Origin of the sequence: Isoptericola cucumis, assembly GCF_014635665.1 — a bacterium.
Lineage (GTDB): Bacteria > Actinomycetota > Actinomycetes > Actinomycetales > Cellulomonadaceae > Isoptericola > Isoptericola cucumis.
In genome coordinates this window covers 201864-226931 of record NZ_BMDG01000005.1, presented here as the reverse complement: position 1 = coordinate 226931, position 25068 = coordinate 201864, and the positions used below count along the sequence as shown (strand labels likewise).

The following is a 25068-nucleotide window of genomic DNA, read 5'->3' as shown; positions in this document are numbered from 1 at the left end:
GTCGACGTCCTTCCGGTCGAGAGCAGTCCCGGCCGCGAGCGCTAGTGGAGGTCGACCTCACCAGTGAAGACGAGCTCGGCAGGACCCGCCAGCTCGACGTGGCCGTCGGGCAGGACCGTGACCCGGACCCGTCCGCCGGGCACCTCGACCTCCCACACGTCGGGCACCTGGGCCGACCCGTGCCCCGCCCACGTGCGCACCGCGAGCGCCGCCGCGCAGGCGCCCGTGCCGCACGAGAGGGTCTCGCCGACGCCCCGTTCGTGCACGCGCATCCGCACCCGGCCCACCGGGCGCCCGGCGGCGTCGGTGCCCTCGGCGAGCGGTACGACGAGCTCCACGTTCGTGCCCTCGACGGGCCGCGGGTCCACCTGCGGCACCTGCGTGAGGTCGGCCGCCGTCAGGTCGTCCACCTCGGGCAGCGCGACGACGGTGTGCGGGTTGCCCAGGTCGACGCTGAGCGCCGGCCGCGGGGTGGGCCATCCGGCGACGAGCACCTGCGAGTCGGCGCCCGACTCCACGGCGTCCTGCCCCCCGGGCAGCGCCCACGCACCCATGTCGACCGCGTACCACCCGTCCGGGTCCCGGCGCACGCGCCGGACCCCCGCCCGGGTGCCGAGGACCAGCTCGCCCGTCGTGAGGTCCGCGAGGCCCAGGTGCTCGGCGAACGCGGCGAAGACCCGGACACCGTTGCCGCACATCTGCGCGACGGAGCCGTCGGCGTTGCGGTAGTCCATGAACCAGATGGCCTCGGGCTCCTCCGCGAGCACGCGGTCGGCCACCTCCTCGCCGGCGCGGGCGATCGCCGCCGTCGGCACGAGACGGATGACCCCGTCCGCACCGACGCCGGCCCGGCGGTCCGTCAGGCAGCGGACCTGGTCGGCCGTGAGGCCGAGGTCCCCCCGCGTGTCCGCGAGCAGCACGAAGTCGTTCTGCGTGCCGTGCCCCTTGGTGAAACGCAGTGTCATGAGCCCAGACTACGGCGCACCGGGCCGGCTCCCGGTCGTGGCAGACGGTCGTCGTCCGCCGCGCGGACCACCGCGAGCGCGTCGTCGAGCAGGGTCGGGGACGCGGCGTCCAGCCACTGCACGCGGGGGTCGCGGCCGAACCAGCCCATCTGCTTGCGCGCGAGCCGCCGCGTGTTGGCCACGACGGCGGCCCTGGCCTCGTCGAGCGTCGACTCCCCCCGCCAGCACGCGAGCAGCTCTGCGTACCCGACGGCGCGGGCCGCCGTCGCGCCCAGGCCGGGCCCGTCGCCGCCCTGGGCCGGCGAGGCCAGGCCGCGCACCTCGTCCACGAGACCGCCGGCCCACATGCGCTCCACGCGCGCCCCCACCCGCGCGTCCAGGGCGTCGCGGTCGCAGTCGAGCCCGAGCTGCACCGCGGGCCGGACGTACTCCTGCCGCGGCAGGTTGGCGGTGTAGGGCCGCCCGGTGATCTCGATGACCTCCAGCGCGCGCACGATCCGGCGCGTGTTGGACGGCCCGATCGACGTGGCCGCCTGGGGGTCGAGGCGCGCGAGCTCGGCGTGCAGCACGCGCCGCCCCTCGGCCTCGGCCCGCGCGGCGAGCCGTTCGCGGACCTGCGGGTCGGTGCCCGGGAAGTCCATGCGGTCGAGCAGCGCGCGCACGTAGAGGCCCGAACCGCCGACGACGACGGCACGCGCCCCCCGCGCGGCGACGGCGTCGAGGTCGGCCCGAGCCTCGCTCTGGTAGCGCGCGACGGAGGCGTCCTCGGCGGGGTCGAGCACGTCGAGCTGGTGGTGCGTCACCCCGCGGCGTTCGGCCGGCGGCACCTTCGCGGTGCCCACGTCCATGCCGCGGTAGAGCTGGAACGCGTCGGCGTTCACCACCTCGGCCGGCGCGGTCGCCTCGCCCGGCTGCGCCCCGCCCGGGGACAGCGCGCGGGCCAGGTCGAGGGCGAGGTCGGACTTCCCGGTGGCGGTGGGCCCCACGACGGCGACGACGATCACGGCCCCACGGTACGTGGTCGTGACCCGGTCAGCCCCGGTCCCCGGTGCTCCACACGGTGACGTCGTAGCGGTCCGGCAGGTGCTCGTGCCCCTGCGCCGCGGAGCGGACGTCCCGCACCCACCCGGCCCGACGGGCGGCGTCCTCGAGCACCGTCGCGACGGCGTCGTCCTCGCCGGCGGCCGCCACCACGGCGTCCGCACGCGCCACCCGCTCGAGCACGACCTGCCGGTCGGCCGGCGCAGGACGCGCCGGCACCTCGACGACCTCGACGGGCTCGAGCATGCGCGCCCCGCCCCGTGCCTCCAGCGACGCCGCGAGGCACAGGAGGGCGACCGACGCCGGGACCTGCGCCCGCGGCCCCGTCCCCCGGAGCGCCGGGGAGCGCCCCACGGCCGGCAACCAGCGGTCGTCGATGCCCGCCCCGGCGAGGCTGGGGCGCAGCCGCCCCGTGCGCAGCCCACCGGTCCGCGTGCTCCCGGGCCCTCGCGCACCGTCGCGCCCGGCAGGGGCCAGGACGAGCAGGTCGGGGTCCCGGCCTCCGGCGACGCCGGGCGCCCGGTCGCCGAGCAGGTCGTCGAGCAGCTCGGCCAGGGCCCCCGCCACGAGGTCGCGCGTGGCTCCCAGCACGGGCGCGACGCCGGCGGCGCCGGGGACGAGCAGCGGTGTCGCAGGGAGGACGACGGCACGGACGGGCACGGTCGCCAACCTAACGGGTCGCCGCCCCGGCCCCGCGGCGACCCGCGCGCCGGGCGTCCGCACGGTGACGCGGGTCCGCTCCCCGGGCGCTCCGCCGCCCCTCGGCCGGCGACGTGTAGCGTGGGCGGGGTGAGGTTCTTCGGTGCACGCCGGACGAGCAGGTCCCGGTCAGCCGGTGATCGCCGCCCGGACGAACTGGGTGACGACGAGCTGCGCGAGCGGGTCGAGGGGCTCCTGCTGAGTCACGTGGACGGGTCGACGGACGGGGACGGCGAGCCTGCGGCCCCGTTGTCCCGCGACCGGGTCACCGACTGGCTCGAGCGCTCCGGCTTCTCGTACTTCGTCGACTCGGAGGGTGACGTCGGCGGTCTGTGGCACGGCTGGCTCTTCTACTTCCTCGTCCTCGGCGAACGGTCCGAGGTGCTGCAGGTGCGAGGCCAGTGGCACCGCGACCTGACCATCGAGCGGCTCGAGGAGGTCCTCGACGCCTGCAACGAGTGGAACGCCGAGCGGATCTGGCCCAAGACCTACGTCCGGGTGCGTGACGACGGCTCGGTCGTCGTGTGCGCGGAGGTCACGGCCGACGTCGGCAGCGCGGTGACCACGCCGCAGCTCGGCCAGCTCCTCGACTGCGGCCTGAGCACGGCCGCGATGTTCTTCGAGCACCTGGACCGCCGGTACCCCGACCCGCTGCGGGCGGCGTCGTGAGCCCCGGGGGGCGCCGCGGCGCACCGCGCACGGGCCGGGTCGCCGGCGTCGCCCGCCAGGCCGCGGACAGCGCACGCCGGGTCACGGCGTCGGTCGGCCGGGCGGTCGGGCAACGGGTGCAGGACGGGCGGGCGGCCAGCCGTGCACGACGGGTCACCGACCCACCCGCACGGCCCGTCCCGCTGAGCAGCACCCGCGTGGCCGACGACCTCACGCGCCGGGGATACCGCTTCCGCACGGACCAGGACGGCGACGTCACCGGGACGTGGGACGGCAACCGGTTCTGGTTCCTGCTGCTGGGCGACCACGAGGAGATCTTCCAGGTCCGCGGCCGGTGGGCCGGCACGGTCCCCGACCAGGCCCGGCTGTCCGTGCTGCAGGCCGTCAACGACTGGAACCGCGAGCGCGTGTGGCCCAAGGTCTACACGCGGCGAGAGGGCGACGGCCTCGCCCTCTACGCGGAGGTGTCGGTCGACTTCGAGCACGGCGCCACCGACGAGCAGCTCGCGGCCACGGTGTCGTGCGGGCTGGTCACGGCCTCGCAGTTCTTCACCACCGTGGGCACGCTGGTCCCCGGCGGCGCCGACAACGACTGACGGCCGCGGCGCTCAGCGACGCAGCGTCGGCATCCCGAGGGTCACCGGGCCGCCGTCGGCGGGCGCGCCCCCGTGGGAGTGCTCGTCGTCGCCACCCCCGAGCCGCGCGCGCTCCCGCCGCACCCACGCGTCGCCCGACCGGGTCCGGCGCACCGCGAACGTTCCCCCGGCCGGCGCTGAGTCGGCGACGAGGTGGTGCGGGGCGGAGTGCGTGACCTGGACCGTGACCACGTCGCCGGGTCGCGGCACGTCGGGGTCGAGCCCGCCGTCGGCGAGCCGCGGGTCGTCCAGCGACTCGGGGGCTCCCGTGGGCGCCACCTGGCCCGCCGGGAGCGCAAGGTGCACCAGGCGGTTGTCGGGGGCCCGCCCCGACAGGCGGTGCCGCGCCCCGTCCTTCTTGCCGGCGCCCTCGGCCACGAGCACGTCGAGCGTGCGTCCGACCTGGCGCGCCGACTCCTCGGCGCTGATCCGCTCCTGCAGCGCGAGGAGCCGCTCGAACCGCTCCTGCACGACGGCCTTCGGCAGCTGCTCGTCCATCGTGGCCGCGGGCGTGCCCGGGCGCGGCGAGTACTGGAACATGAACGCCGAGCTGAAGCGCGACGCCTCCACGACGCGCATCGTCTCCGCGAAGTCCTCCTCCGACTCGCCCGGGAAGCCGACGATGATGTCGGTCGTGATCGCGGCGTCGGGCATCCGCTCGCGCACCCGGTCGAGGATGCCGAGGAACTTGGCCGACCGGTACGAGCGGCGCATCGCCCGCAGCACCCGGTCCGACCCCGACTGCAGCGGCATGTGCAGCTGCGGCATGACGTTCGGGGTCTCGGCCATGGCGGCGACGACGTCGTCGGTGAAGGCAGCCGGGTGCGGCGACGTGAACCGCACCCGCTCCAGCCCCTCGATCTCGCCGCACGCGCGCAGCAGCTTGGCGAACGCGCCGCGGTCGCCGAACTCGACGCCGTAGCTGTTGACGTTCTGCCCGAGCAGCGTCACCTCGACGGCGCCCGCGTCGACCAGCGCCTGGACCTCGGCGAGCACCTCCCCCGGCCGGCGGTCGCGCTCCTTGCCGCGCAGGTGCGGCACGATGCAGAAGGTGCACGTGTTGTTGCAGCCCACGGAGATCGACACCCAGCCGGCGTAGACGCTCTCGCGGCGGGTCGGCAGCGTCGACGGGAAGACCTGCAGCGACTCGGCGATCTCCACCTGCGCCTCGGCGTTGTGCCGCGCGCGCTCCAGGAGCACCGGCAGCGCGTCGAGGTTGTGGGTGCCGAAGACGACGTCGACCCAGGGCGCCTTGTCGACGATCTCGCCGCGGTCCTTCTGCGCGAGGCAGCCGCCGACGGCGATCTGCATGCCGGGCCGCTCCGCCTTGAGCCCCGCGAGCTGGCCGAGGTTGCCGTACAGCCTGGTCGCGGCGTTCTCGCGCACGGCGCACGTGTTGATGACGACGACGTCGGCGCGGTTCGCGGCCTCGTCCTGGGCCGTGGCCCGGGAGTACCCGGCCTGCTCGAGCATGCCGGCCATGTGCTCGGAGTCGTGCACGTTCATCTGGCAGCCGAGGGTGCGCACGAGATAGGTGCGTGCGCCGGGTGTCCCGTCCGTGGTCGGAGCGGGCGCGACGGGGCTGTGCGTGGTACTGGACATCACATCTAGGGTACGGTGCCCGACGGCCGGGCCCCGACGAGGAGACCCACCCACCTGGACACCGACGCCAGGGCTCGGACGCGCATGCACTGTTACTGAACCGTTGCGGAACCGGACAACCCGGTGCTGGTCGCGGAAACACCGAGTGGATAGGTTCGAGAGATGGATCACGGCGAAGCGACCACGACGACCGAACCGGCGGGCACGTCCCCCACGCTCGGCCCCCCGCTCGTCGAGCTCAAGGACGTCAACAAGCACTTCGGCGACCTGCACGTGCTGCAGGACATCGACCTCACCGTCCGCAAGGGCGAGGTGCTGGTGGTCATCGGGCCGTCCGGCTCCGGCAAGTCCACCCTGTGCCGCGCCATCAACCGGCTCGAGACCATCGACTCCGGCGAGATCCGCATCGACGGCCAGCCGCTGCCGGAGGAGGGCAAGGCGCTCGCCAAGCTCCGCGCCGACGTCGGCATGGTCTTCCAGGCGTTCAACCTCTTCGCCCACAAGACGATCCTCGAGAACGTCACGCTCGGGCCGATCAAGGTGCGCAGGGAGCGCACCAGCGCCGCGAAGGAGCGCGCGCTCGCCCTGCTGGACCGGGTCGGGGTGAAGAACCAGGCCGGGAAGATGCCCGCCCAGCTCTCCGGCGGCCAGCAGCAGCGGGTCGCCATCGCCCGCGCGCTCGCGATGCAGCCCAAGGTGATGCTCTTCGACGAGCCGACGTCGGCGCTCGACCCGGAGATGATCAACGAGGTCCTGGACGTCATGGTCGCGCTCGCCAAGGAGGGCATGACGATGATCGTGGTCACGCACGAGATGGGCTTCGCGCGCAAGGCCGCCAACCGCGTGGTCTTCATGTCGGACGGCCAGATCGTCGAGGAGGCCACCCCCGAGGAGTTCTTCACCGCCCCGCGCAGCGACCGGGCGAAGGACTTCCTGTCCAAGATCCTCAGCCACTGACCGCACCATCCACCGTTCCACTCACAGCTCCACAGCTCGACGCACGGCTCGACCAGGGCGGGAACCCCGCCGACCGTGCGGCACCGGCCGCGACGCCGGGACCGGGGCCGCACGGGCGACAACTCACGAAGGGTAAGAACGATGCGCACACGACACGCAGGTGCTGCCACGCTCGCCGCACTGACCGCGCTCACGCTCGCCGCCTGCGGCGGCGGGGAGGTCGGCGGTGGCGGCGAGGAGACCGGGTCCGGCTCGGACAGCGGTGGCGACTCGATCAAGATCGGCATCAAGTACGACCAGCCCGGCCTCGGGTACCAGGACGGCAGCGAGTACACGGGCTTCGACGTGGACGTCGCGACCTACGTGGCCGACAAGCTCGGGTACTCCGCCGACCAGATCGAGTGGGTCGAGGCCCCGTCCGCGAACCGCGAGACGATGCTCCAGACCGGTCAGGTCGACATGATCTTCGCGACCTACTCGATCACCGACGAGCGCAAGGAGCAGGTCGCCTTCGCCGGGCCGTACTTCATCGCCGGCCAGGACCTCCTCGTGGCGGAGGACAACACCGACATCACCGGGCCCGAGGAGCTCGAGGGCAAGAACCTCTGCTCGGTGACGGGGTCGACGTCCGCACAGCGGATCAAGGACGAGTACGCCGAGGGCGTCCAGCTCGTCGAGCGCCCGGGCTACGCCGAGTGCGTCACCGCGCTCACGGCGGGCCAGGTGGACGCCGTCACGACCGACGACATCATCCTCGCCGGCCTCGCCGCCCAGCCCGCCAACCAGGGCAAGGTCAAGGTCGTCGGGAACCCGTTCTCCGAGGAGAACTACGGCGTCGGCCTCCCGCAGGACAACGACCGGTGCGAGGACATCAACACGGCGATCCAGGAGATGATCGACGACGGGTCCTGGGAGAAGGCCGTGACCTCGAACACCGAGGGCACCGGCTACACGCCCAACGCCGACCTGAACCCGCCGAAGCCCGACGCCTGCGCCTGACGCCTGCGACCGACCGACCCGGGGGGAGCGGCGTCCCGCGCCGCTCCCCCCGTCCGTCCACCGCGGCTCCGGCCGCGCCACCCTCCGGGAGGCTGACACACCGTGGGTGACTTCCTGTCGCAGTTCGCGGAGCTGTTCGCGAACTATGACGTGCTGGGAGCGTTCTGGGTCAACATCCAGCTGACGTTCTGGGCCGCCATCTTCTCGCTGATCCTCGGCACGGTCCTCGCGCTCATGCGGATCTCGCCGATCGCGAGCCTGCAGTGGGCCGGCACGGCCTACGTGAACATCCTCCGCAACACGCCGCTGACCATCATCATGACGTTCATGTTCCTCGCGGTGTGGACGCAGCTGCAGATCAGAATGTCCGACGACTTCGCGACGAACTTCTTCCGCTTCGCCGTGATCGGCCTGACCGTGTACCACGCGGCGTTCGTCTGCGAGGCGATCCGTTCCGGGGTCAACACGGTCCCGCTGGGCCAGGCGGAGGCGGCACGGGCCATCGGCCTGCCGTTCCTGCCCGCGGCTCGGCTGATCATCCTGCCGCAGGCGTTCCGCGGCGCGATCGCGCCGCTGGGCAACACGCTCATCGCGCTGCTGAAGAACTCCACGGTCGCCGCGGCGGCGAGTGTCTCGACCGAGACGTCGACCCTCATGCGGGAGATGATCGAGAGCAACTCGGACCTCATCTACGCGATCTTCATGACCTTCGCGATCGGGTTCGTCATCCTCGTGATCCCCATCGGCCTGCTGACCACGTACCTCTCGAACCGACTGGCGGTGCGCCGATGAGCTCCCAGCACTCCGTCCTCTTCGACGCACCGGGGCCCCGGGCCAGGCGCCGCATCGCCCTCGGCAACGTCGTGGGTGCTCTCGTCGTCCTCGGGATCGCGGCTCTGGTCGTGGCCGAGCTCGCCCGCAAGGGCCAGCTCTCCTGGGACCTGTGGGGCCCGGTCTTCACCGCGAGCGCGTGGCAGGACTACTTCATCCCCGGCCTCCAGAACACCCTGCGCGCCGCCGGGTTCGCCATCGTCGGGGCCGTGGTCTTCGGCCTGGTCTTCGGCGCCGGGCGCCTCGCACGGTCCCGGACCGTGCGCTGGGCGAGCGGCGTCGTCGTGGAGTTCTTCCGCGCCGTGCCCGTGCTGCTGATGATGATCTTCTTCTGGCTGCTGCTCGGCTTCAACCGGATCGGCACGGAGCCGGCGTTCCTCGCCGTGGTGATCGCGCTCATCCTCTACAACGGGTCGGTCATCGCCGAGCTCGTGCGGTCCGGCGTGGGCAACCTCCCCAAGGGCCAGTCCGAGGCAGGCCTGGCGGTCGGCCTCACCGGCGGCCAGACGCTGCGCTCGATCCAGCTCCCCCAGGCGCTCATCGCGATGCTGCCCGCCCTGGTCTCACAGCTGGTCGTGGTCCTCAAGGACACGGCGCTCGGACAGATCATCACCTACGACGAGCTCCTCCGCGCCGCGCAGATCTTCGGCAACGGCAACGGCAACAACCTGCAGACGTTGACGATCGCGGCGCTCGTCTTCATCGTCATCAACTGGGCGCTGACGTCCGTCGCGCGCTGGCTCTCGCGGTACCTGTCGGGCCGCACGTCCGGCGCCACCGCGGCCGGACCAGGCATCGGCAACCCGACCGTCGTCGCGGGCAAGCCGGGCGGTCCGGGCAACGCCATCGCCGCGACCGGGGACCCCAGCGCCATGTGACCCGTCCCCGGCGCGGGCTACCTGCACGCGAAGGCCCCGGACACCGTGGTGTCCGGGGCCTTCGCATGTCCGAGGCCTTCGCATGTCCCGGGACGTCGCCGGTCCCTCCGGAGCGCCCGCCCGAGCGGCACCGCTCGCGGCTCAGTCGTCGGCGCCCGGGTAGCCGCCACCGGCGAAGTCGTCGTCGAGGTCGTCCTCGCCTTCGGCGGCCAGTGCGTCACGCACGGCGCCGAAGGCGACACCCGGCGGATATCCCTTGCGCCCGAGCGACCCGACGGCGCGGCGCAGACGGACGTCACGGTCGAGCCCGCGGGTGCGGGCGACGTGCTTGCGTGCCAGGACCGCGGCAGCGTCCCGCTCGTCGTCGCCGTCCACCTGCTCGAGGGCCTCGCGCGCGGTCTCCTCGTCGATCCCGCGTCGCCTCAGCTCCATGGCGATCGCCCGGCGGGACAGGCCGCGCTCGGTGTGCCGGGTGCGCACGATCATCTCGGCGTACGCGGCGTCGTCGATCAGGCCGACCTCGTCGAACCGGTCGAGGACGGGCCCCGACACGGCGTCGGGGTAGCCCTTGCGGCCCAGCGACTGCTCCAGCTCGGCGCGGCTCTTCGGGGCCGCTGTGAGGGTGCGCAGCAGCGCCTCTCGCGCCTTCTCCGCCGCGTCCTCGAGGCTCAGCTCGCCCGCCTCGAGACGCTCCGCCACGGTCGGGCGCGTGCGGCGTGCCGACGGGGCGGCCGTGCCGTCCGCCCCGTCGTCCGGCCCGAAGGACCGTGAGCCGTTCCGGCGGCCGCGACGCTTCCCCACGCCGCGACCGCCCGAGGTGGTCTCCGCAGTCACGCGCCCCCCTCGTCAGTGCTGCTCGCCGGTCTCACCGCTCACCTCAGAACGGAGCCGCGGCCTTCTTGCCCTTGGCGCCGGCCTTGACCGGCGCCGGGTCGACCGACAGGCCGGTGGCCGACGCCGCCGCCCCCGGGGCGGGCGCCTCGGCCGCGTCACCGGCGGGCGAGTCCAGCTTCGCGCCCACGCCCAGCTTCTCCTTGATGCGCTTCTCGATCTCGTTCGCCAGGTCGGGGTTGTCCCGCAGGAACGCGCGGGCGTTCTCCTTGCCCTGCCCGAGCTGGTCGCCCTCGTAGGTGAACCAGGAGCCGGACTTGCGCACGAACCCGTGCTCCACGCCCATGTCGATGAGGCCGCCCTCGCGGGAGATGCCGACTCCGTAGAGGATGTCGAACTCGGCCTGCTTGAACGGCGGGGCCATCTTGTTCTTGACGACCTTGACGCGGGTGCGGTTACCGACCGCGTCGGTGCCCTCCTTGAGGGTCTCGATGCGTCGGATGTCGAGCCGGACCGAGGCGTAGAACTTCAGCGCCTTGCCACCCGTGGTCGTCTCGGGAGAGCCGAAGAACACGCCGATCTTCTCGCGCAGCTGGTTGATGAAGATCGCCGTCGTCCCCGAGGAGCTCAGGGCACCGGTGATCTTGCGCAGGGCCTGCGACATCAGGCGGGCCTGCAGGCCGACGTGGCTGTCGCCCATCTCGCCCTCGATCTCCGCCTTGGGCACGAGCGCCGCGACGGAGTCGACGACGATGATGTCCAGCGCGCCGGAGCGGATCAGCATGTCCGTGATCTCCAGCGCCTGCTCGCCGGTGTCCGGCTGGGACACCAGCAGCGCGTCGGTGTCGACGCCGAGCTTCTTGGCGTACTCCGGGTCCAGGGCGTGCTCCGCGTCGACGAACGCCGCGATGCCGCCGGCCCGCTGGGCGTTGGCCACGGCGTGCAGCGCCACGGTCGTCTTGCCGGAGGACTCCGGCCCGTAGACCTCGACGACACGGCCCCGCGGGAGGCCGCCGATGCCGAGCGCGACGTCGAGCGCGATGGAACCGGTCGGGATCGTCTCGACCGGAGCGCGGCCCTCGTCGCCGAGGCGCATGACCGAGCCCTTGCCGAAGCTGCGGTCGATCTGGGCGAGCGCGGCCTCGAGGGCCTTCTCGCGGTCTGCCGGTGCAGGCATGTCGGTCACCTTTGCGTTCTGGGCGCGGCGGCTGCGCGCCGGCGTTCGTGTCTGCGTGCTCATCGTGTTGCCGACCGTACGTGCCGCCTCCGACAACGACCGGTGCGACCGGCACGCCTGGGGACGGCCGCGAACGGAACCCGTCTGTGGACAGACTCTCACCGAACAGGTGTTCGATGCCAGTCCCGTCGCACCGGCGTGTCGCGCCTCACGGACCGCGCTCGCCGTCCCCCTCGCCGCCCCGCTCGCCGGACCACTCCTCGTCCCACGTCCCGCCCGGCCGCAGCACCACCGCGCGCGCCTCCGGGGCCGTCCTGCGCAGCGCGGCGGCGAACGCCGCGCCCGCGTGGTCCATCCACCCCGGCGGCAGGTGCCGCCCGCCAGGCGCGTGCAATGTGCCCCAGTGCACCGGGATCGCCACGCGCGCGCCCACCTCCGCGCACAGCTCGGCCGCCTGCACGGGGCCCAGGTGCCCGCCCGACAGCCGCGGGCCCCAGCCCGAGACCGGCACCAGTGCGACGTCCACGCGCCCGCCCGCCAGGTCGCGCACCCGGGACAGCGCCGTGGACCGCTCCGTGTCCCCCACCGCCCAGACCGTCGGCCCGCCGCCGGGCCCCCCGCTGCCGCCGGGCGCGGCGCGCACGACGTGGCCCGCTGCGGCGTTGGGCCGGTGCGGCATCGGGCGATGCCCGTGGACGGCTGGCGTGAGCCGCACCTGCACCCCCGCGACGTCGTACCAGTCGCCCTCGTGCCAGCGGCCCGCGCCCGCCCCGTGCCCGGCGCCGTGCCCCGCCGTCCCGTGCCCCGCCGTCTCGTGCCAGGCGCCGTCGAGGCCCACCCCGCGCAGCCCCTTGTCGCGCAGCCACCGCGCGTTCGCCCTCGCCGCCAGCACCGGGACGTCGCCGAGCAGCCGCAGCGAGCGCAGCTCGGCGTGGTCGTGGTGCAGGTGGGAGACGAGCGCGGCGTCGGCGTGCCGCCACGCCTCCTCGTCGGGCCGCTCGCCCCGACGGCGCAGCAGCCCCGCGTGCCGCCCCAGCAGCGGGTCGGTGACGAGCCGCGTCGTCCGCCCGTCCGCCGCCCGCACGTCGAGCACCACCGTGGAGTGGCCCAGCCACGTCACCCGCAGCGCGGGCGCGTGTTCCGCGGCACCGCTCACAGCCCCTCCCGCAGCCCGAGGCCGTCCAGCCAGGCGACCATCCGCCGGTGCACGCTCTCCGCGCCCACGAGCATGCGGGAGCCGTCCACGTCCTGCCGCTCGCCGTCCGGCACGACGAGCTCCACCGGGTGCACCAGCACGGCCTCGCTCTGGTCCCCGCCGAGCCCGCCGTGCGAGCCGACGAGCCCCTCGAAGGCGTGCACGCGGCCCATCGGGTCGACGGCCGACAGCAGCACGAGGTCGCCGGCCTCGGGCAGCCGCGCGACACGCAGCAGGTCCGCCCGCGCCCGCGTCCCGTACCCCGCCAGGGGGTCCTTTCCGTCGACCTCGCCGCCGACGAGCCGGTGCGCGCCGTCCCGACCGTGGGCCACCACCTCGCCGCCGTCGCGCACGACGACGACCCCCACCGCGGGGTTCGCCAGCAGCCCCGGCAGCAGGGCGGGCCAGCGCCGGGCGACCTCCGCGCCGTCCACCGGGCCCGGCTCTCGGCAGAACCACACCATGCCCAGGTTGCCGGACCCCACCACGGCGACCTCGGGGAGCTCCTGCGCCGGCGGCGCGCCCTCGCGGTGCCCCCACCCGGAAGGCTCCCGGTCCGGGCCCACGAGCACGCGCGCCTCCTCCCCGTCGCCGCGGCGCAGCGCGTGGAGCGCGGTGTTCGCCGGGCCCCAGGCCTCGCTCTCGGCGACGTCGTGACCCGTCGCCTCCGTGGTGCTCCGCGGCGCCGCACCGCGCGCCGCCATGAGCATCCGCACCTCCTGCCCGAGGGAACGGCCGTTCACCTGCTCGAACGTCGCCCCCAGCGACTGCCCGTGGTCGGACACGACCACCACCCGGTACCGGCGCGGCGCGCCGTCCGCCACCTCCTGCCACAGGCCGAGCACGCGGTCCAGCCCTTCGAGCGCGCGGAGCGACTCGGGCCGCAGCGGTCCGGCGTGGTGGGCGATCTCGTCGTAGTCCACGAGGTCCACCGCCACGACGGGGACCCCGCGCACGAGCTGCTCGGCGACGAGCGACGTGTTGAGGTCGCGCAGCAGCACGTTCGTGACGGCGCGCAGCACCGGGTACCAGCCGTGCCGCGGCACCCGGGGGCGCACCCCGCGCGCCGTCTGCTGCCACCCCTGGTACAGCTCCTTGAGCGCCTCGGCCACCGTGCCCACGACGGCGCGCACGAGCACGAACGGGCTGGCGAAGAACCGGACGAACATCTGCCCGGGGCCGAGCCCCGCCGACGCACGGCTCATCACGAGCAGGCTCGTGGCGGCGTCGCCGGAGAACATCGTCGAGACGGCGGCACCCCCGCCCGCGAGCAGGCCGCGCCCGTCGCTGGCCCGGCGTTCCACCGCGGCGGCGTCCGCCGGCCGGTTCGTCACGACCAGCCGGCCCTGCTCGCGCGACCACCACCGGAACGCGGGCACCTCGTCCGTCGTCCCGTGCAGCAGGCCGAGGGTGCTCGCCGGGGTGCTGCACGGCACCCGCGCCCACCAGGACTCCACCCGGTGCGAGCCGCCGCCGAGCCAGCGCTCCAGCGTCGGCGTCAGGCCGGCCTCCAGGGCATGGTCGAGGGTCGCCCGCGAGACGCCGTCGAGCATGACCACCAGGACGCCCGGCGGGCGCTCCGTCCCCTCCTGCCCGCCCTCGCCGGCCCCGCCCCGCGGGGACAGGCCCGCGCGGCGGCGCCCCTGCCGGACCAGGTCGCCGACGACGTACGCGTTGTCGCTCGCCCCGACCAGCCAGTGGCCCACGGCCATGACGACCGCGGCGATCAGCAGCACGGCGACCGCGTCGGCCCACGACCGGCTGGAGATCCCCGGCAGCAGGCGCAGCACGGCCAGGACGACCAGCACCTGGGCGCCGAGGCCGAGCACCAGCGCCCCGAGGGCCCCGGACGCGCGCGCGATCCGGCGCAGCGGGACGCGCAGCAGCGCGTCGCCCGCACCCACCGCGAGCGCCGCCGGGAGCACGGCCCACGGCGAACGCACCGTCACGCCGTCGACGACCGCCACGGCGATCCCGAGCCCCGCGGCCGTGGACAGCAGCGACCACACCGCGAAGCGCAGGTCCGCGACCGTGATCGGCAGGCGGCGGGGGCGGTCCATGGCGCCATGATGCCGCGCGGGCGGGCGGTTCAGCGCGCGGGCGGCGCCGGGCGGCGGGTGTCGTGGCCCCAGCGCTGCGAGTCCGGCACGTCCAGCGCGTCGCACAGGGCGTGCCAGACGACGCGCGGCTCGACCCCCGCCTCCAGGGCCTCGGCCGGCGTGCGGCCCTCGAGGCGGGTCAGCACCTGCTCCCGCACCAGGGTGCGTCCGTAGGCGGGCCCGAAGACCTCGTCGACCAGCTCTCCGAACTCCCGATATCGCACGGTTCCAGCGTGCCACGGCCTGCGGGGTGTCGGTGCCGCCTGCCACGATGACCGGGTGACGGGCAGCACCGAGGACACCCCCGAGAACGCCGGGCCAGCCGCGACGAGCGCGACCGCGGCCGACCGCGCCCCGGGGCCGGCGGCCGACGTCCTGTCGCGCTTCGGGCCCGCGACGCGCGCGTGGTTCGGCGGGGCGTTCGAGGCGCCCACGGCCGCCCAGGTGGGCGCCTGGGAGGCGATCAGCAGCGACCGGCACGCGCTGGTCGTGGCGCCGACCGGCTCCGGCAAGACCCTCGCCGCGTTCCTCTGGGCGATCGACCGGCTCACCACCACGCCGCCGCCCGAGCGGGCGCGCCGCTGCCGTGTGCTCTACGTCTCCCCGCTCAAGGCGCTGGCCGCCGACGTGCAGCGCAACCTGCGCTCGCCGCTCGCCGGGATCCGGCAGGCCGCGGCCCGGCTCGACGTGCCGGTGGAGGAGATCACCGTCGGGGCCCGCACGGGCGACACGCCCCCGTCCGAGCGCCGGGCCTTCGCCACCCGGCCGCCGGACGTGCTCGTCACCACGCCCGAGTCCCTCTTCCTCGTCCTCACGTCGCAGGCCCGTGCCGGGCTCGCGGGGGTCGAGACGGTCGTCGTCGACGAGATCCACGCCGTCGCGGGCACCAAGCGCGGCGCGCACCTGGCTCTCAGCCTCGAACGCCTGGACGCGATGCTGGACCGGCCGGCCCAGCGCATCGGGCTGTCGGCGACCGTCCGACCCGTCGACGCGGTCTCCGCGTTCCTCGGCGGGCACCGGACGCCGGGCGACGGCGGTCGTGAGGTCGTGGTGGTGCAGCCGCCGTCGACCAAGCGGTGGGCGATCGACGTGGTCGTGCCGGTGCCCGACCTGTCCGACCTGGACTCCGCCGCGACCGTCCCCGACCCGGGTGCCCCGCAGACCACGCCGCAGACCGCCCCCCAGGTCCCGGCGGGCGGGCCCGGCGCGGGCGGGGACGGCCCCGCCGGCGACGAGGAGGTCGACCTGACCGGCGCCGCCACCTCGCCCCTGCGCCGGGCGTCGGTGTGGCCGCACGTCGAGGAGCGCGTCGTCGACCTGGTCGCCGAGCACCGCTCGACGCTCGTGTTCACCAACTCGCGGCGCGGCGCCGAACGCCTGACCGCCCGGGTGAACGAGCTGTGGGCGGAGCGCTCGGGGATCGAGCTGCCGGAGCCGGGCACCCAGCAGGCCGCGCAGGTGCAGGCCCAGTCAGGGGTGTCCGTGGGCATCCCCGCCGTGCACGACGCCGGGACGTCCCCCGACGGCGCACCCGGCGCCGAGGTGCCGGTGCTCGCCCGGGCCCACCACGGGTCGATGAGCCGGGTCGAGCGCACCCGCACGGAGTCGGAGCTCAAGGCGGGCCGCCTGCCCGCGGTGGTGGCGACGTCGTCGCTGGAGCTGGGCATCGACATGGGGGCGATCGACCTCGTGGTCCAGGTCGGCGCGCCGCCGTCGGTGGCGAGCGGCCTGCAGCGGATCGGGCGGGCGGGCCACCAGGTGGGGGCCGTGTCGCACGGCGTCGTGTTCCCCACGTTCCGCGGCGACCTCGTGCCTGCGACGGTGGTCGCCCAGCGGATGCGGGCGGGCGAGATCGAGCACCTGCACGTGCCGGCGAACCCCCTCGACGTCCTCGCCCAGCAGGTCGTGGCCGCGCTCGCCGTCGACGACTGGGACGCGGGCGAGCTGCTCGCCCTGGTCCGCCGAGCGGCGCCGTTCGCCGGGCTCGGCGACGCGACGTGGCGCGCCGTGCTCGACATGCTCGCCGGCCGGTATCCCAGCGAGGACTTCGCCGAGCTGCGCGCCCGGGTCGTGTGGGACCGGGCGACCGACCGCCTGTCCGGTCGCCCGGGTGCGCTGCGCCTGGCGGCGACGAGCGGGGGCACCATCCCCGACCGTGGGATGTACGGCGTGTTCCTCGCCACCGACGCGCCGACGTCGGGGTCCCCGGCCGACGACGCGCCGGCCGACGGCGGAGCCCGGCCGCGCGGCGGCAAGCGGGTCGGGGAGCTGGACGAGGAGATGGTGTACGAGTCGCGGGTCGGCGACACCTTCACCCTGGGCTCGTCGACCTGGCGCATCGAGGACATCACCCCGGACCGCGTGCTCGTGACCCCCGCGCCCGGGCTCCCCGGCCGGCTGCCGTTCTGGAAGGGCGACTCCCCCGGCCGGCCGGCCGAGCTGGGGCGCGCCGTCGGGGAGTTCGTGCGCACGACGGACGCGCTGCTCGCCGACGACGAGGCCCAGGGCACCGACCACGGCCTGAGGTCGCTGCGCGACGCGGGCCTCGACGCGTGGGCGGCGGACAACCTCGCGTCGTACCTGACCGAGCAGCGCCGGGCGACCGGTCGGCTGCCGGACGACCGCACCGTGGTCATCGAGCGGTTCCGCGACGAGCTCGGCGACTGGCGGGTGGTGGTGCACTCGCCGTTCGGCGCCCGGGTGCACGCGCCGTGGGCGCTGGTGGTCGCAGCGCGCCTGCGCGAGCGGTACGGCACCGACGTGGCGGCCATGCACTCCGACGACGGGATCGTGCTGCGGCTGCCGGACACCGGGGACACCGGGTGGGATCTGGGCGGGGAAGCACTGCGGGACCAGGGCGGGGAAGCTTCGTGGGACCAGGGCCGGGCGTCTGACGACGGCGGCGCGGCGCCTGGTCTCGGCGCGGAGGACCTGCTCATCGACCCGGACGAGGTGCCGGGCGCCGTGCGGGAGGAGCTCGGCGGGTCGGTGATGTTCGCGGCCCGGTTCCGGGAGGCGGCGGCGCGGGCGCTGCTGCTGCCGCGGCGGCGTCCGGACCGCCGGCAGCCGCTGTGGCAGCAGCGTCAGCGCGCGTCCCAGCTGCTGCAGGTGGCGTCGGCGTTCCCGGACTTCCCGGTGATGCTCGAGGCGGCCCGCGAGTGCCTGCAGGACGACTTCGACGTCGCGGCGCTGGCGGAGCTCATGCGCGGTCTCGCGGGCGGGCAGGTCCGCCTCGTCGAGGTGACGACGTCGCAGCCGTCGCCGTTCGCGCAGGCGCTGCTGTTCGGCTACACCGCCCAGTTCCTCTACGACGGCGACGCACCGCTGGCCGAGCGTCGGGCGGCGGCGCTGTCGCTGGACCCCGCGCTGCTGGCGGAGCTGCTCGGCGACCAGGGGGCGACCCCGCTGGCCGACCTGCTCGACCCGGGCGCCGTGGAACGCACGGAGGCAGAGCTCCAGGCGCTGGCCCCGGAGCGCCGTGCGCGCGACGCGGAGGGGCTGTGGGACGTGCTGCGCCGGTCCGGCCCGCACCCGGCGGCGGCGCTGCGGGACCGCACCCGCGACGACCGCCGCGAGGAGGTCGCGGCGTGGCTCGCGGAGCTCGAGGCGGCGCGGCGGGTGATCCGTGTCCGGCTCGGGGGGATCCCGGCGGACCGGCAGGACGAGGTCGAGCAGTGGGCCGTGGTCGAGGACGCCGGGCGGCTGCGGGACGCGCTCGGCGTCGCGCTTCCCGTGGGCGTGCCCGAGACGTTCACCGAGCCGGTCCCCGACCCCCTCGGCGACCTGCTGCGCCGGCACGCGCGGACGCACGGGCCCTTCGGTGCCGCCGACGTCGCGCGCCGTCTCGGGCTGGGCGTGGCCGTCGCGGCGCAGACCCTGACGCGGCTGGAGACCGCGGGCGTGCTCGTGCGCGGGCGGCTGCGCCCGGAGTCCCTCGGCGGCACGGGCGACGAGTGGTGCGACCCCGAGGTGCTGCGCACCCTGCGGCGGCGGTCGCTCGCGGCGCTGCGCGCCGAGGTCGAGCCGGTCGACCAGGAGGCCCTCGGTGTCTTCCTCCCCCGGTGGCAGGGCATCGCGACATCCGCCGGCACGTCCTCCCGCGGCGCCACCAGCGCCGGCGGCACCCTCCGAGGTCACGACGGCGTGCTGCGGGCGGTGGAGCAGCTCGCGGGCGCGGCCGTGCCCGCGAGCGCCCTGGAGACGCTCGTGCTGCCGGCGCGGGTCGCCGACTACTCCCCCGCGCTGCTCGACGAGCTGACGACGGCGGGCGACGTGCTGTGGTGCGGCCACGCGCGGCTGCCGGGCTCGGGCGGCGGCGACGGGATGGTGAGCCTCCACCTGGCCGACGACGCCCCGCTCACCCTGCCGCCCCTGCCGGGGACGCTGGGCATGCCGGGCGGCGACGAGGCGGACGGCGAGGGCGACGGCGCGCTCGGCAGCACGCTGCACCGCGTGCTGCTCGACCTGCTCACGGGGTCGGGCGGGTTCTTCCTGCCCTGCCTGGCGGAGCTCGCGGACGCCTCCCGGGCCGACACGCTCGAGGCCCTGTGGGACCTGGTGTGGTCCGGGCTCGTGACGAACGACTCGCCCGCGGTGCTGCGGGAGCGGCTCGGCGGGGCCGGGGGCGCGCACCGGGCGCCGCGCGCCCCGGCCCGGGCGCGGCCCGTGCGCCGGTCGCGGTTCGCCCTCGCCCGGCCGTCGTCGGCGCATGCCGGCCCGGTCCCGGGCGGCGGCGGCCGGTGGGCGGCCCTCCCGGCCCGCGAGCAGGACCCGACGGTGCGCACCCACGCCCTCACCCAGGTGCTGCTGGAGCGGCACGGGGTCCTCACCCGCGCGGTCGCCCCGTCCGAGGGCGTGACGGGCGTGTTCCGTGGCATCTACCGGGTGCTGTCGGAGCTCGAGGAGCGCGGCACGGTGCGGCGCGGCTACTTCGTCGAGCACCTCGGCGGGTCGCAGTTCGCCCTGCCCGGCGCGGTCGACCAGCTGCGCACCGATGCCCAGGACCGTGCGCGGGCGCTCGAGGCGGAGGCCGCCGCGCGCGACGACGTGGCGGGCGCGGCCGTCCCCGACCTGCGGCACCAGGCGGTCCTGCTCGCCGCCGCCGATCCGGCGAACCCGTACGGGGCTGCTCTCGCCTGGCCGGCGCCCGCGTCCGGCGAAGGGGACGGCGACGGACGGCCCGGCGCGCGCGGCGGGGTGCACCGCCCCGGGCGCAAGGCCGGCGCGGTGGTGGTCATGGTCGACGGCGACCTGGCGCTGTACGTGGAGCGCGGGGGCCGCTCCCTCCTGTCGTTCGGGGTGGGCGGCCCGAGGCTCGGGCTGGCCGCGACGGTGCTCGCGGACGCGGCGCGCGCGGGCCGCCTCGGCAAGCTCCTGGTGCAGCGCGTCGACGGCGTCCCGGCCCTCACCGCCGCCCGCGACCGCACGCCGGCGGCCGCGGCCCTGCTCGACGCCGGCTTCGGCGTCACGCCGCGAGGACTGCGTCCCGCTCCTCGCTGAGGTCCGCGGTCGGCAGGGGCGTCGCCGAGGTGCCCACCACGAGCTCCGCCGGCCCGGCCTCGCCCGTCTCGCCCGTCTCGCCCGTCTCGCCCGTCTCCAGGTCGATGGTGCGGGCGAGGAGGAACAGGTAGCCGATCATGATGACGAAGCCGGCGCGCTCGAGGAGGCCGAAGGCGGCGATCCCGGACCCGGCCGCCGCGAGCGGCAGGTGGATCGCGAGGAACGCGCCGACGAGCACCGCCAGCGCACCGGCGGTGCGCCGCAGCCGGGCCGGGTAGGCCGACCGTGGGGTCCTGATCGTGCCCGCCATGCTCAGGCCGACGAGCGGCAGCACGCCGAACGCCGTGGCCGCGCTCACGCGGTGCACCACCGCGGAGACGGTCGTGACGGCGGCGTCGGGCGGGTCGGTCGGGAACAGCCCGACCAGCACCATCGCGACGGCGAAGACTCCCATCGCCATCACCGGGACCGCCCCTGCCGCGAGGCCGGCCGCGTACGCGCGGGCCGCCAGCACCAGCCCCAGGACGGCCAGCAGGGACCCGCCGAGCAGGATCAGCTCGCCGCCCCCGGGCACGAAGGCGTAGAAGCTCACCGGGTCCACGAGCGGGTCCACCACGGCGGCCCCGACGACGTGTGCGGCGACCATCGCCGCAAGAGCGGCGGCTCCGACCCAGCCGAGGACGCGGGTGCTCGTGCCGATGCTCGCCCCGGAGGTCCCGACAGCGCCGTGCCCGCCGGGCGGGGTACGTCGTGCCAGGTCGGACGGCTGGACGGCGGGGGCGGCGGGCATGGGACAAGCCTGGCGGACCGCACGAGCGGCCGACCATCGGGTTCGCCCCCGATCGTCCCCTGAGGTTTCCCCGAGCGCGCTCAGGGGAGGCCCGTACTCCTCTCGTACCCCCGGGCGCCGCTAGCCTGGGAGCGGTCCCGGACACCGTGGCCGAGGGCCGCCACGGACGACGCTCACCACGGACGAGGAGGGCTCGTGCCCGAGGGAGACGTCGTGCGCCTCACGGCCGAGCGGCTCGGCGCGGCGCTCACCGGCGCGCCGCTCGTGCGGGCGGAGCTGCGCTGGCCGTCGGCGGCAGGGGCCGTGCTCGACGGGGCCTCGGTGACGTCGAGCGCCGCCTACGGCAAGCACCTGCTCACCCGGCTCGACGACGGCCGCACGCTCCACACGCACCTGCGCATGGACGGCACCTGGCACGTGCACCGGACCGGCACCCGTGACGCGGCCGCCCGCGCCCCCGACGTGCGGGCGGTGCTGGCCACCGCCTCGTGGACCTGCCTGGGGCGCAGCCTCGGGATGCTCGACCTGGTGCCGACCCACGAAGAGGGGCGGCTCCTCGCCAACCTCGGTCCGGACGTGCTCGGCGACGGCTTCCTCGACGCCGGGCTCGCCGACGGCGTGCGACGGCTGACGGCCCAGGGTGCGCGCCCGCTGGCGGAGTCGCTGCTCGACCAGCGGCCGGTCGCCGGGCTCGGCACGATCTGGACCGCCGAGACGTTGTTCGCGCTCCGGGTCTGGCCGTGGACGCCGACCGACACGCTCGACACCGCCGCGCTCGGCCGGGTGCTCGCCACCGCGCACCGCCTCATGGCTCGCAGCGTCCAGGTCGGGCGTGCGCGCGGCCTGCAGGCCGTCGAGCGTGCCGTGCACGGGAGGGCGCGCCGGCCGTGCCGGCGCTGCGCGACCACGATCGCCGTCGGCCGCGCCGGCCGGCCGCCGTACGACCGCCCGGTGTACTGGTGCCCCGGGTGCCAGCGCCCGCCCGCGGCGGCCTGAGCGCCGGCGGCCCGCCCGGTCCCCCGCACGACGAAGGGCGCCCCGTCCGGGGCGCCCTTCGCACAGTACGTGTCGGACCCGCAGGGCGGGCCGCGTCGGTCAGCCGACCGGTGCGAGGTCCTCCCGCAGCGCCGGCTCGGCGCCTCGGGAGTCGCAGCCGCGGCCCAGCATGCCGGCGAAGACGTCCGCCGGGATGGTGTCGGGGATGTGCAGCCCCTCGGCGACGGCGATACGGTCGCTCACCTCGCGCAGCACGAGCGACATCGGTACGTCGAGCGCCTCGCAGATGGACGCCAGCAGCTCCGACGACGCCTCCTTCTGCCCACGCTCCACCTCGCTGAGGTAGCCGAGCGAGACCCTTGCCGCGGACGACACCTCACGCAGGGTGCGCCCCTGACGCTGCCGCGTGTCGCGCAGCACGTCGCCGATCTCTCGTCGCAGTACGACCATCTCGCGCCCCCTCTCCGTGTCCGGCCCCGCCGGCCCGTGTCCGGTCGTGACCGTGGTCCTCGTCCGTCCTGTCCCGCCCCTGGTTCCAGGGGTGGTACTACCGTATCGTGCCCGCGGCCGGTCGGGCCGGGCGGGACGCGCATCGAGACGGGTTCGTGCCCTGTCGGTGATCACAATCGGCCCAACGCCCCGCCCGGCACCCTTGTTCCCGGGCTCACGGGCCCACACGCATCCTTCACCCCACCGCCTCGAGCGTGAGCTCGAGCGCCCCGCGGACGGCGCCGGCACGGATCGCCGCGCGATCGCCGGCGAGCTCCAGCCGGCGGGTCCGCGCACCGTCCGCCGTGCTGACCGCGACGTACACCTCGCCCGGCGGGTGCCCGTCCTGCTGCCCGGGTCCGGCCACGCCCGTCGTCGCGACGCCCACGTCGGCGCCGACCACGCGACGCACGCCGTCCGCCATCTGCACGGCCACCTCCGGGTCGACCGGACCCCGAGCGGCGAGCAGCGCGCCGTCGACCCCGAGCACCGAGGCCTTGACGTCTGTCGCGTAGGCGACGACCCCGCCACGGACCACCACGGACGCCCCCGGCACGTCGACGAGCGCGGCGACGACGAGGCCGCCGGTCAACGACTCGGCCACGCCGAGCGTGAGACCGGTCCCCCGCGCCGCGTCGAGCACGGCCCGGGCCAGGTCCGCCGTGCTCATGCGACCGCGGGCCCCGGATCACGACGGGCGGCGGCCCGCAGCCGCCACCCCTGCACCGCGTAGTCGATCCCCGTGACGACGGTGACGACGATGGCGACCGCGAGCAGCACCCACGCGACGACGAGGAACCATCCCGGCAGGTGCGCGAGCGGCAGCAGGAACACCGAGATGGCGGCGATCTGGAGCACGGTCTTGAGCTTGCCGCCCCGCGAGGCCGGCATCACCGCGTACCGCAGCACCACCATGCGCAGCACGGTCACGCCGAGCTCACGGGCCAGGATCACCGTCGGCACCCACCAGGGCAGCTCCCCGAGCGGCCAGCAGAGCAGGATCAGTGCCGCACCGACCAGCGCCTTGTCCGCGATCGGGTCGAGCAGCTTGCCGACGTCCGTCACCAGCCCTCGGGACCGGGCCAGGTGGCCGTCGACCCGGTCGCTCAGCGCCGCGAGCAGGAAGATGCCCGTCGCGACGAGCCGCCAGGTCACCGACTCCCCGCCCTCGGCGAGCAGCGCCCACGCGAACACCGGCACCAGCAGGATGCGCAGGACCGTCACCGCGTTGGCGATGTTCCAGGGCGAGGGAGCTTCCGTGACCACGTCACCACCCTAGCGGCGCCAGGTTTCACCCGACGACGGCGCCCGAGACGGGCGGACCCCGGTGCGGGGACGTCACGCGGGGCCCTATCCTCCTCGGGTGCCCCGCCACGCGTCCGACGACGGACCGCCCCCGCGCCGACGGCGACCGCTCCTGCTCACGGGGGTCGCGGCCGTCGTGGCCGGCACGCTGGTCGCGGCCGGGCTCGGGATGGCCTTGCCCGGAGGGCTCGCCGGCCTCGTCCCGTGGGAGACGTCGGGCTCGCGCCCGGCGGCGGCCGACCCGTCCGCCGGCTCCCCCACCCCGACGCCGACACCGACGCCGACGCCGAGCCCCGCGCGGTTCTCCCTCCTCGCGGCCGGCGACCTCCTGCCCCACGAGCCGGTCGTGGCCTCGGCCGCCGACGGCGGCAGGACCGACTTCAGCCCCCTGCTGGCCGGCATCGACCCCTGGGTGCGGGGCGCGGACCTGGCCCTGTGCCACCTGGAGGTGCCGGTCGCCCCGCGCGGCACGGCGCCCAGCGGCTACCCGCTGTTCGGCGCGCCGTCGGAGCTGGTGCGCGACCTCGGCGAACAGGGGTGGGACGGCTGCTCGACGGCGTCGAACCACGCCGTCGACCGGGGGTACGACGGGGTCCGCGCGACGCTGCGGCACCTGGACGCCGCCGGCATGGGCCACGTCGGCACCGCCCGCAGCGAGGCCGAGCAGGACGCGCCCCAGCTCTACGAGCTCCGGCGCGCGGACCGGCGGATCACCGTCGCGCACCTCGCCGCCACCTACGGCCTCAACGGCCTGCCGGTGCCCGCCGAGGCCCCGTGGGCCGTCGACCTCATCGACGCCGACGCCCTCGCCGCCGCGGCCCGTGCGGCCCGCGCGGACGGTGCCGACGTCGTCGTCGTCAGCCTGCACGCCGGCGTGGAGTACACCGAGGACCTCACCGACCAGCAGACCGACGTCGTGCGCCGCCTGGCGCGCTCGCGTCAGGTCGACCTCGTGATCGGGCACCACGCGCACGTCCCGCAGCAGATCGCCCGCGTCGGCAAGGGCCCCGACAAGCAGGGCATGTGGACGGCCTTCGGCCTGGGGAACCTGCTGTCCAACCAGAGCGCGGACTGCTGTGACGCCCGCACGAACAACGGGCTGCTCCTGTCGGCCACCGTCACGCAGAAGGCCCCCGGCTCCCGCGCACGGGTGACGGCCCTCGAGTGGACGGCGAGCACGGTCGACATCGCCGCGGGCCACCGCGTGCACACGCTGCCCGACCTGCTCGACGACCCTTCCGGGTCCACCCTGTCCGGCGACGAGCTCGAGGCCCGGGCCGACCGGGTGCGGGCCGCCGTCGGAGACGCCGCCCCCGAACGCACCGCACCGCACGAGACGACGGGCCCGGCGCCCGACGTGGTCCCCCGCACCGACGACTGACCGGCACCGACGCCCGACCGGCGTCCGGGC

22 protein-coding genes are annotated in these 25068 nt (G+C 75.5%); 9 read left to right on the top strand and 13 right to left on the bottom strand.

Going from position 1 to position 25068, the window contains the following annotated elements; translation table 11 throughout:
• Positions 1 to 41 precede the first annotated feature (41 nt).
• From dapF to IEW03_RS09230, 3 genes are read right to left on the bottom strand one after another with little or no spacing between them, the layout of a single operon-like run.
• On the bottom strand, positions 42 to 965 hold the full coding sequence (gene dapF / locus IEW03_RS09240; RefSeq protein ID WP_188523373.1) for a diaminopimelate epimerase: 924 nt from the start codon (positions 963 to 965) through the stop codon (positions 42 to 44).
• Positions 962 to 1969, bottom strand: coding sequence for a tRNA (adenosine(37)-N6)-dimethylallyltransferase MiaA (gene miaA, locus IEW03_RS09235; protein ID WP_188523372.1), 1008 nt, complete (start codon positions 1967 to 1969; stop codon positions 962 to 964). The genes dapF and miaA overlap by 4 nt, the downstream gene beginning before the upstream one ends.
• Positions 1970 to 1997: 28 nt before the next feature.
• The gene (locus tag IEW03_RS09230; RefSeq protein WP_188523371.1) at positions 1998 to 2666 is read right to left on the bottom strand and encodes a hypothetical protein; all 669 of its coding nucleotides are present in this window, start codon (positions 2664 to 2666) and stop codon (positions 1998 to 2000) included.
• Positions 2667 to 2795: 129 nt separating this feature from the next.
• On the opposite strand from IEW03_RS09230, the gene IEW03_RS09225 reads away from it, so the two are divergent.
• Complete coding sequence (locus IEW03_RS09225; protein ID WP_229737859.1) at positions 2796 to 3374, top strand: YbjN domain-containing protein; 579 nt, start codon at positions 2796 to 2798, stop codon at positions 3372 to 3374.
• Positions 3375 to 3571: 197 nt separating this feature from the next.
• Positions 3572 to 3970: a type III secretion system chaperone family protein gene (locus IEW03_RS09220; RefSeq protein ID WP_229737858.1), complete on the top strand. Its 399-nt coding sequence runs from the start codon at positions 3572 to 3574 to the stop codon at positions 3968 to 3970.
• Positions 3971 to 3982: 12 nt separating this feature from the next.
• On the opposite strand, the gene miaB is transcribed toward IEW03_RS09220, so the two are convergent.
• Positions 3983 to 5611, bottom strand: coding sequence for a tRNA (N6-isopentenyl adenosine(37)-C2)-methylthiotransferase MiaB (gene miaB / locus IEW03_RS09215; protein WP_188523369.1), 1629 nt, complete (start codon positions 5609 to 5611; stop codon positions 3983 to 3985).
• 162 nt (positions 5612 to 5773) lie between these two features.
• Here miaB and IEW03_RS09210 point away from each other — a divergent pair, with 162 nt between their 5' ends.
• From IEW03_RS09210 to IEW03_RS09195, 4 genes are all read left to right on the top strand, one after another.
• Positions 5774 to 6568, top strand: a complete 795-nt coding sequence (locus IEW03_RS09210; RefSeq protein WP_188523368.1) for an amino acid ABC transporter ATP-binding protein — start codon at positions 5774 to 5776, stop codon at positions 6566 to 6568.
• Between the two features lie 141 nt (positions 6569 to 6709).
• Entirely contained in the window at positions 6710 to 7567 is an 858-nt protein-coding gene (locus IEW03_RS09205) for a glutamate ABC transporter substrate-binding protein (protein WP_188523367.1), read from the top strand.
• Between the two features lie 102 nt (positions 7568 to 7669).
• On the top strand, positions 7670 to 8359 hold the full coding sequence (locus IEW03_RS09200; protein ID WP_188523366.1) for an amino acid ABC transporter permease: 690 nt from the start codon (positions 7670 to 7672) through the stop codon (positions 8357 to 8359).
• Positions 8356 to 9276: an amino acid ABC transporter permease gene (locus IEW03_RS09195; RefSeq protein ID WP_188523365.1), complete on the top strand. Its 921-nt coding sequence runs from the start codon at positions 8356 to 8358 to the stop codon at positions 9274 to 9276. The genes IEW03_RS09200 and IEW03_RS09195 overlap by 4 nt, the downstream gene beginning before the upstream one ends.
• A 141-nt stretch (positions 9277 to 9417) precedes the next feature.
• On the opposite strand, the gene IEW03_RS09190 is transcribed toward IEW03_RS09195, so the two are convergent.
• From IEW03_RS09190 to IEW03_RS09170, 5 genes are all read right to left on the bottom strand, one after another.
• Complete coding sequence (locus IEW03_RS09190) at positions 9418 to 10110, bottom strand: regulatory protein RecX (RefSeq protein WP_188523364.1); 693 nt, start codon at positions 10108 to 10110, stop codon at positions 9418 to 9420.
• Between the two features lie 43 nt (positions 10111 to 10153).
• A complete protein-coding gene (gene recA / locus IEW03_RS09185) occupies positions 10154 to 11284 on the bottom strand; it encodes a recombinase RecA (protein WP_188523363.1) in 1131 nt (376 codons plus the stop codon).
• 208 nt (positions 11285 to 11492) lie between these two features.
• The gene (locus tag IEW03_RS09180) at positions 11493 to 12440 is read right to left on the bottom strand and encodes an MBL fold metallo-hydrolase (RefSeq protein ID WP_229737857.1); all 948 of its coding nucleotides are present in this window, start codon (positions 12438 to 12440) and stop codon (positions 11493 to 11495) included.
• The gene (locus IEW03_RS09175; protein WP_188523362.1) at positions 12437 to 14539 is read right to left on the bottom strand and encodes an alkaline phosphatase family protein; all 2103 of its coding nucleotides are present in this window, start codon (positions 14537 to 14539) and stop codon (positions 12437 to 12439) included. The genes IEW03_RS09180 and IEW03_RS09175 overlap by 4 nt, the downstream gene beginning before the upstream one ends.
• A gap of 29 nt (positions 14540 to 14568) precedes the next feature.
• Positions 14569 to 14802 (bottom strand): DUF3046 domain-containing protein, encoded by a 234-nt coding sequence (locus IEW03_RS09170; protein WP_188523361.1) that lies wholly within the window; start codon positions 14800 to 14802, stop codon positions 14569 to 14571.
• A gap of 151 nt (positions 14803 to 14953) precedes the next feature.
• Here IEW03_RS09170 and IEW03_RS09165 point away from each other — a divergent pair, with 151 nt between their 5' ends.
• Complete coding sequence (locus IEW03_RS09165; RefSeq protein ID WP_229737888.1) at positions 14954 to 20077, top strand: Lhr family helicase; 5124 nt, start codon at positions 14954 to 14956, stop codon at positions 20075 to 20077.
• Here the strand turns inward: IEW03_RS09165 and IEW03_RS09160 are convergent.
• The gene (locus tag IEW03_RS09160; protein ID WP_188523359.1) at positions 20043 to 20867 is read right to left on the bottom strand and encodes a DUF998 domain-containing protein; all 825 of its coding nucleotides are present in this window, start codon (positions 20865 to 20867) and stop codon (positions 20043 to 20045) included. The genes IEW03_RS09165 and IEW03_RS09160 overlap by 35 nt on opposite strands.
• A 195-nt stretch (positions 20868 to 21062) precedes the next feature.
• Between IEW03_RS09160 and IEW03_RS09155 the strand changes: the two genes are divergently transcribed.
• On the top strand, positions 21063 to 21863 hold the full coding sequence (locus IEW03_RS09155) for a DNA-formamidopyrimidine glycosylase family protein (protein ID WP_188523358.1): 801 nt from the start codon (positions 21063 to 21065) through the stop codon (positions 21861 to 21863).
• A gap of 99 nt (positions 21864 to 21962) precedes the next feature.
• On the opposite strand, the gene IEW03_RS09150 is transcribed toward IEW03_RS09155, so the two are convergent.
• The 3 genes from IEW03_RS09150 to pgsA all read right to left on the bottom strand — a co-directional run bounded on the left by IEW03_RS09150 (position 21963) and on the right by pgsA (position 23618).
• A complete protein-coding gene (locus IEW03_RS09150; RefSeq protein WP_188523357.1) occupies positions 21963 to 22313 on the bottom strand; it encodes a helix-turn-helix domain-containing protein in 351 nt (116 codons plus the stop codon).
• Between the two features lie 235 nt (positions 22314 to 22548).
• Positions 22549 to 23022 carry a CinA family protein gene (locus IEW03_RS09145; RefSeq protein ID WP_188523356.1) on the bottom strand — a complete coding sequence of 158 codons (474 nt, stop codon included), beginning with the start codon at positions 23020 to 23022 and terminating at the stop codon, positions 22549 to 22551.
• Positions 23019 to 23618 (bottom strand): CDP-diacylglycerol--glycerol-3-phosphate 3-phosphatidyltransferase, encoded by a 600-nt coding sequence (gene pgsA / locus IEW03_RS09140; protein ID WP_188523355.1) that lies wholly within the window; start codon positions 23616 to 23618, stop codon positions 23019 to 23021. The genes IEW03_RS09145 and pgsA overlap by 4 nt, the downstream gene beginning before the upstream one ends.
• Before the next feature lie 97 nt (positions 23619 to 23715).
• Here pgsA and IEW03_RS09135 point away from each other — a divergent pair, with 97 nt between their 5' ends.
• Positions 23716 to 25038 (top strand): CapA family protein, encoded by a 1323-nt coding sequence (locus IEW03_RS09135; RefSeq protein WP_229737856.1) that lies wholly within the window; start codon positions 23716 to 23718, stop codon positions 25036 to 25038.
• The last annotated feature ends 30 nt before the right edge of the window (positions 25039 to 25068 follow it).

Coding starts and splice junctions, on each gene's coding strand:
- dapF (WP_188523373.1), bottom strand. CDS start 965: ATGACACTGCGTTTCACCAAGGGGCACGGCACGCAGAACGACTTCGTG.
- miaB (WP_188523369.1), bottom strand. CDS start 5,611: ATGTCCAGTACCACGCACAGCCCCGTCGCGCCCGCTCCGACCACGGAC.
- IEW03_RS09210 (WP_188523368.1), top strand. CDS start 5,774: ATGGATCACGGCGAAGCGACCACGACGACCGAACCGGCGGGCACGTCC.
- IEW03_RS09205 (WP_188523367.1), top strand. CDS start 6,710: ATGCGCACACGACACGCAGGTGCTGCCACGCTCGCCGCACTGACCGCG.
- IEW03_RS09195 (WP_188523365.1), top strand. CDS start 8,356: ATGAGCTCCCAGCACTCCGTCCTCTTCGACGCACCGGGGCCCCGGGCC.
- recA (WP_188523363.1), bottom strand. CDS start 11,284: ATGCCTGCACCGGCAGACCGCGAGAAGGCCCTCGAGGCCGCGCTCGCC.
- IEW03_RS09175 (WP_188523362.1), bottom strand. CDS start 14,539: ATGGACCGCCCCCGCCGCCTGCCGATCACGGTCGCGGACCTGCGCTTC.
- IEW03_RS09160 (WP_188523359.1), bottom strand. CDS start 20,867: ATGCCCGCCGCCCCCGCCGTCCAGCCGTCCGACCTGGCACGACGTACC.
- IEW03_RS09150 (WP_188523357.1), bottom strand. CDS start 22,313: ATGGTCGTACTGCGACGAGAGATCGGCGACGTGCTGCGCGACACGCGG.
- IEW03_RS09145 (WP_188523356.1), bottom strand. CDS start 23,022: ATGAGCACGGCGGACCTGGCCCGGGCCGTGCTCGACGCGGCGCGGGGG.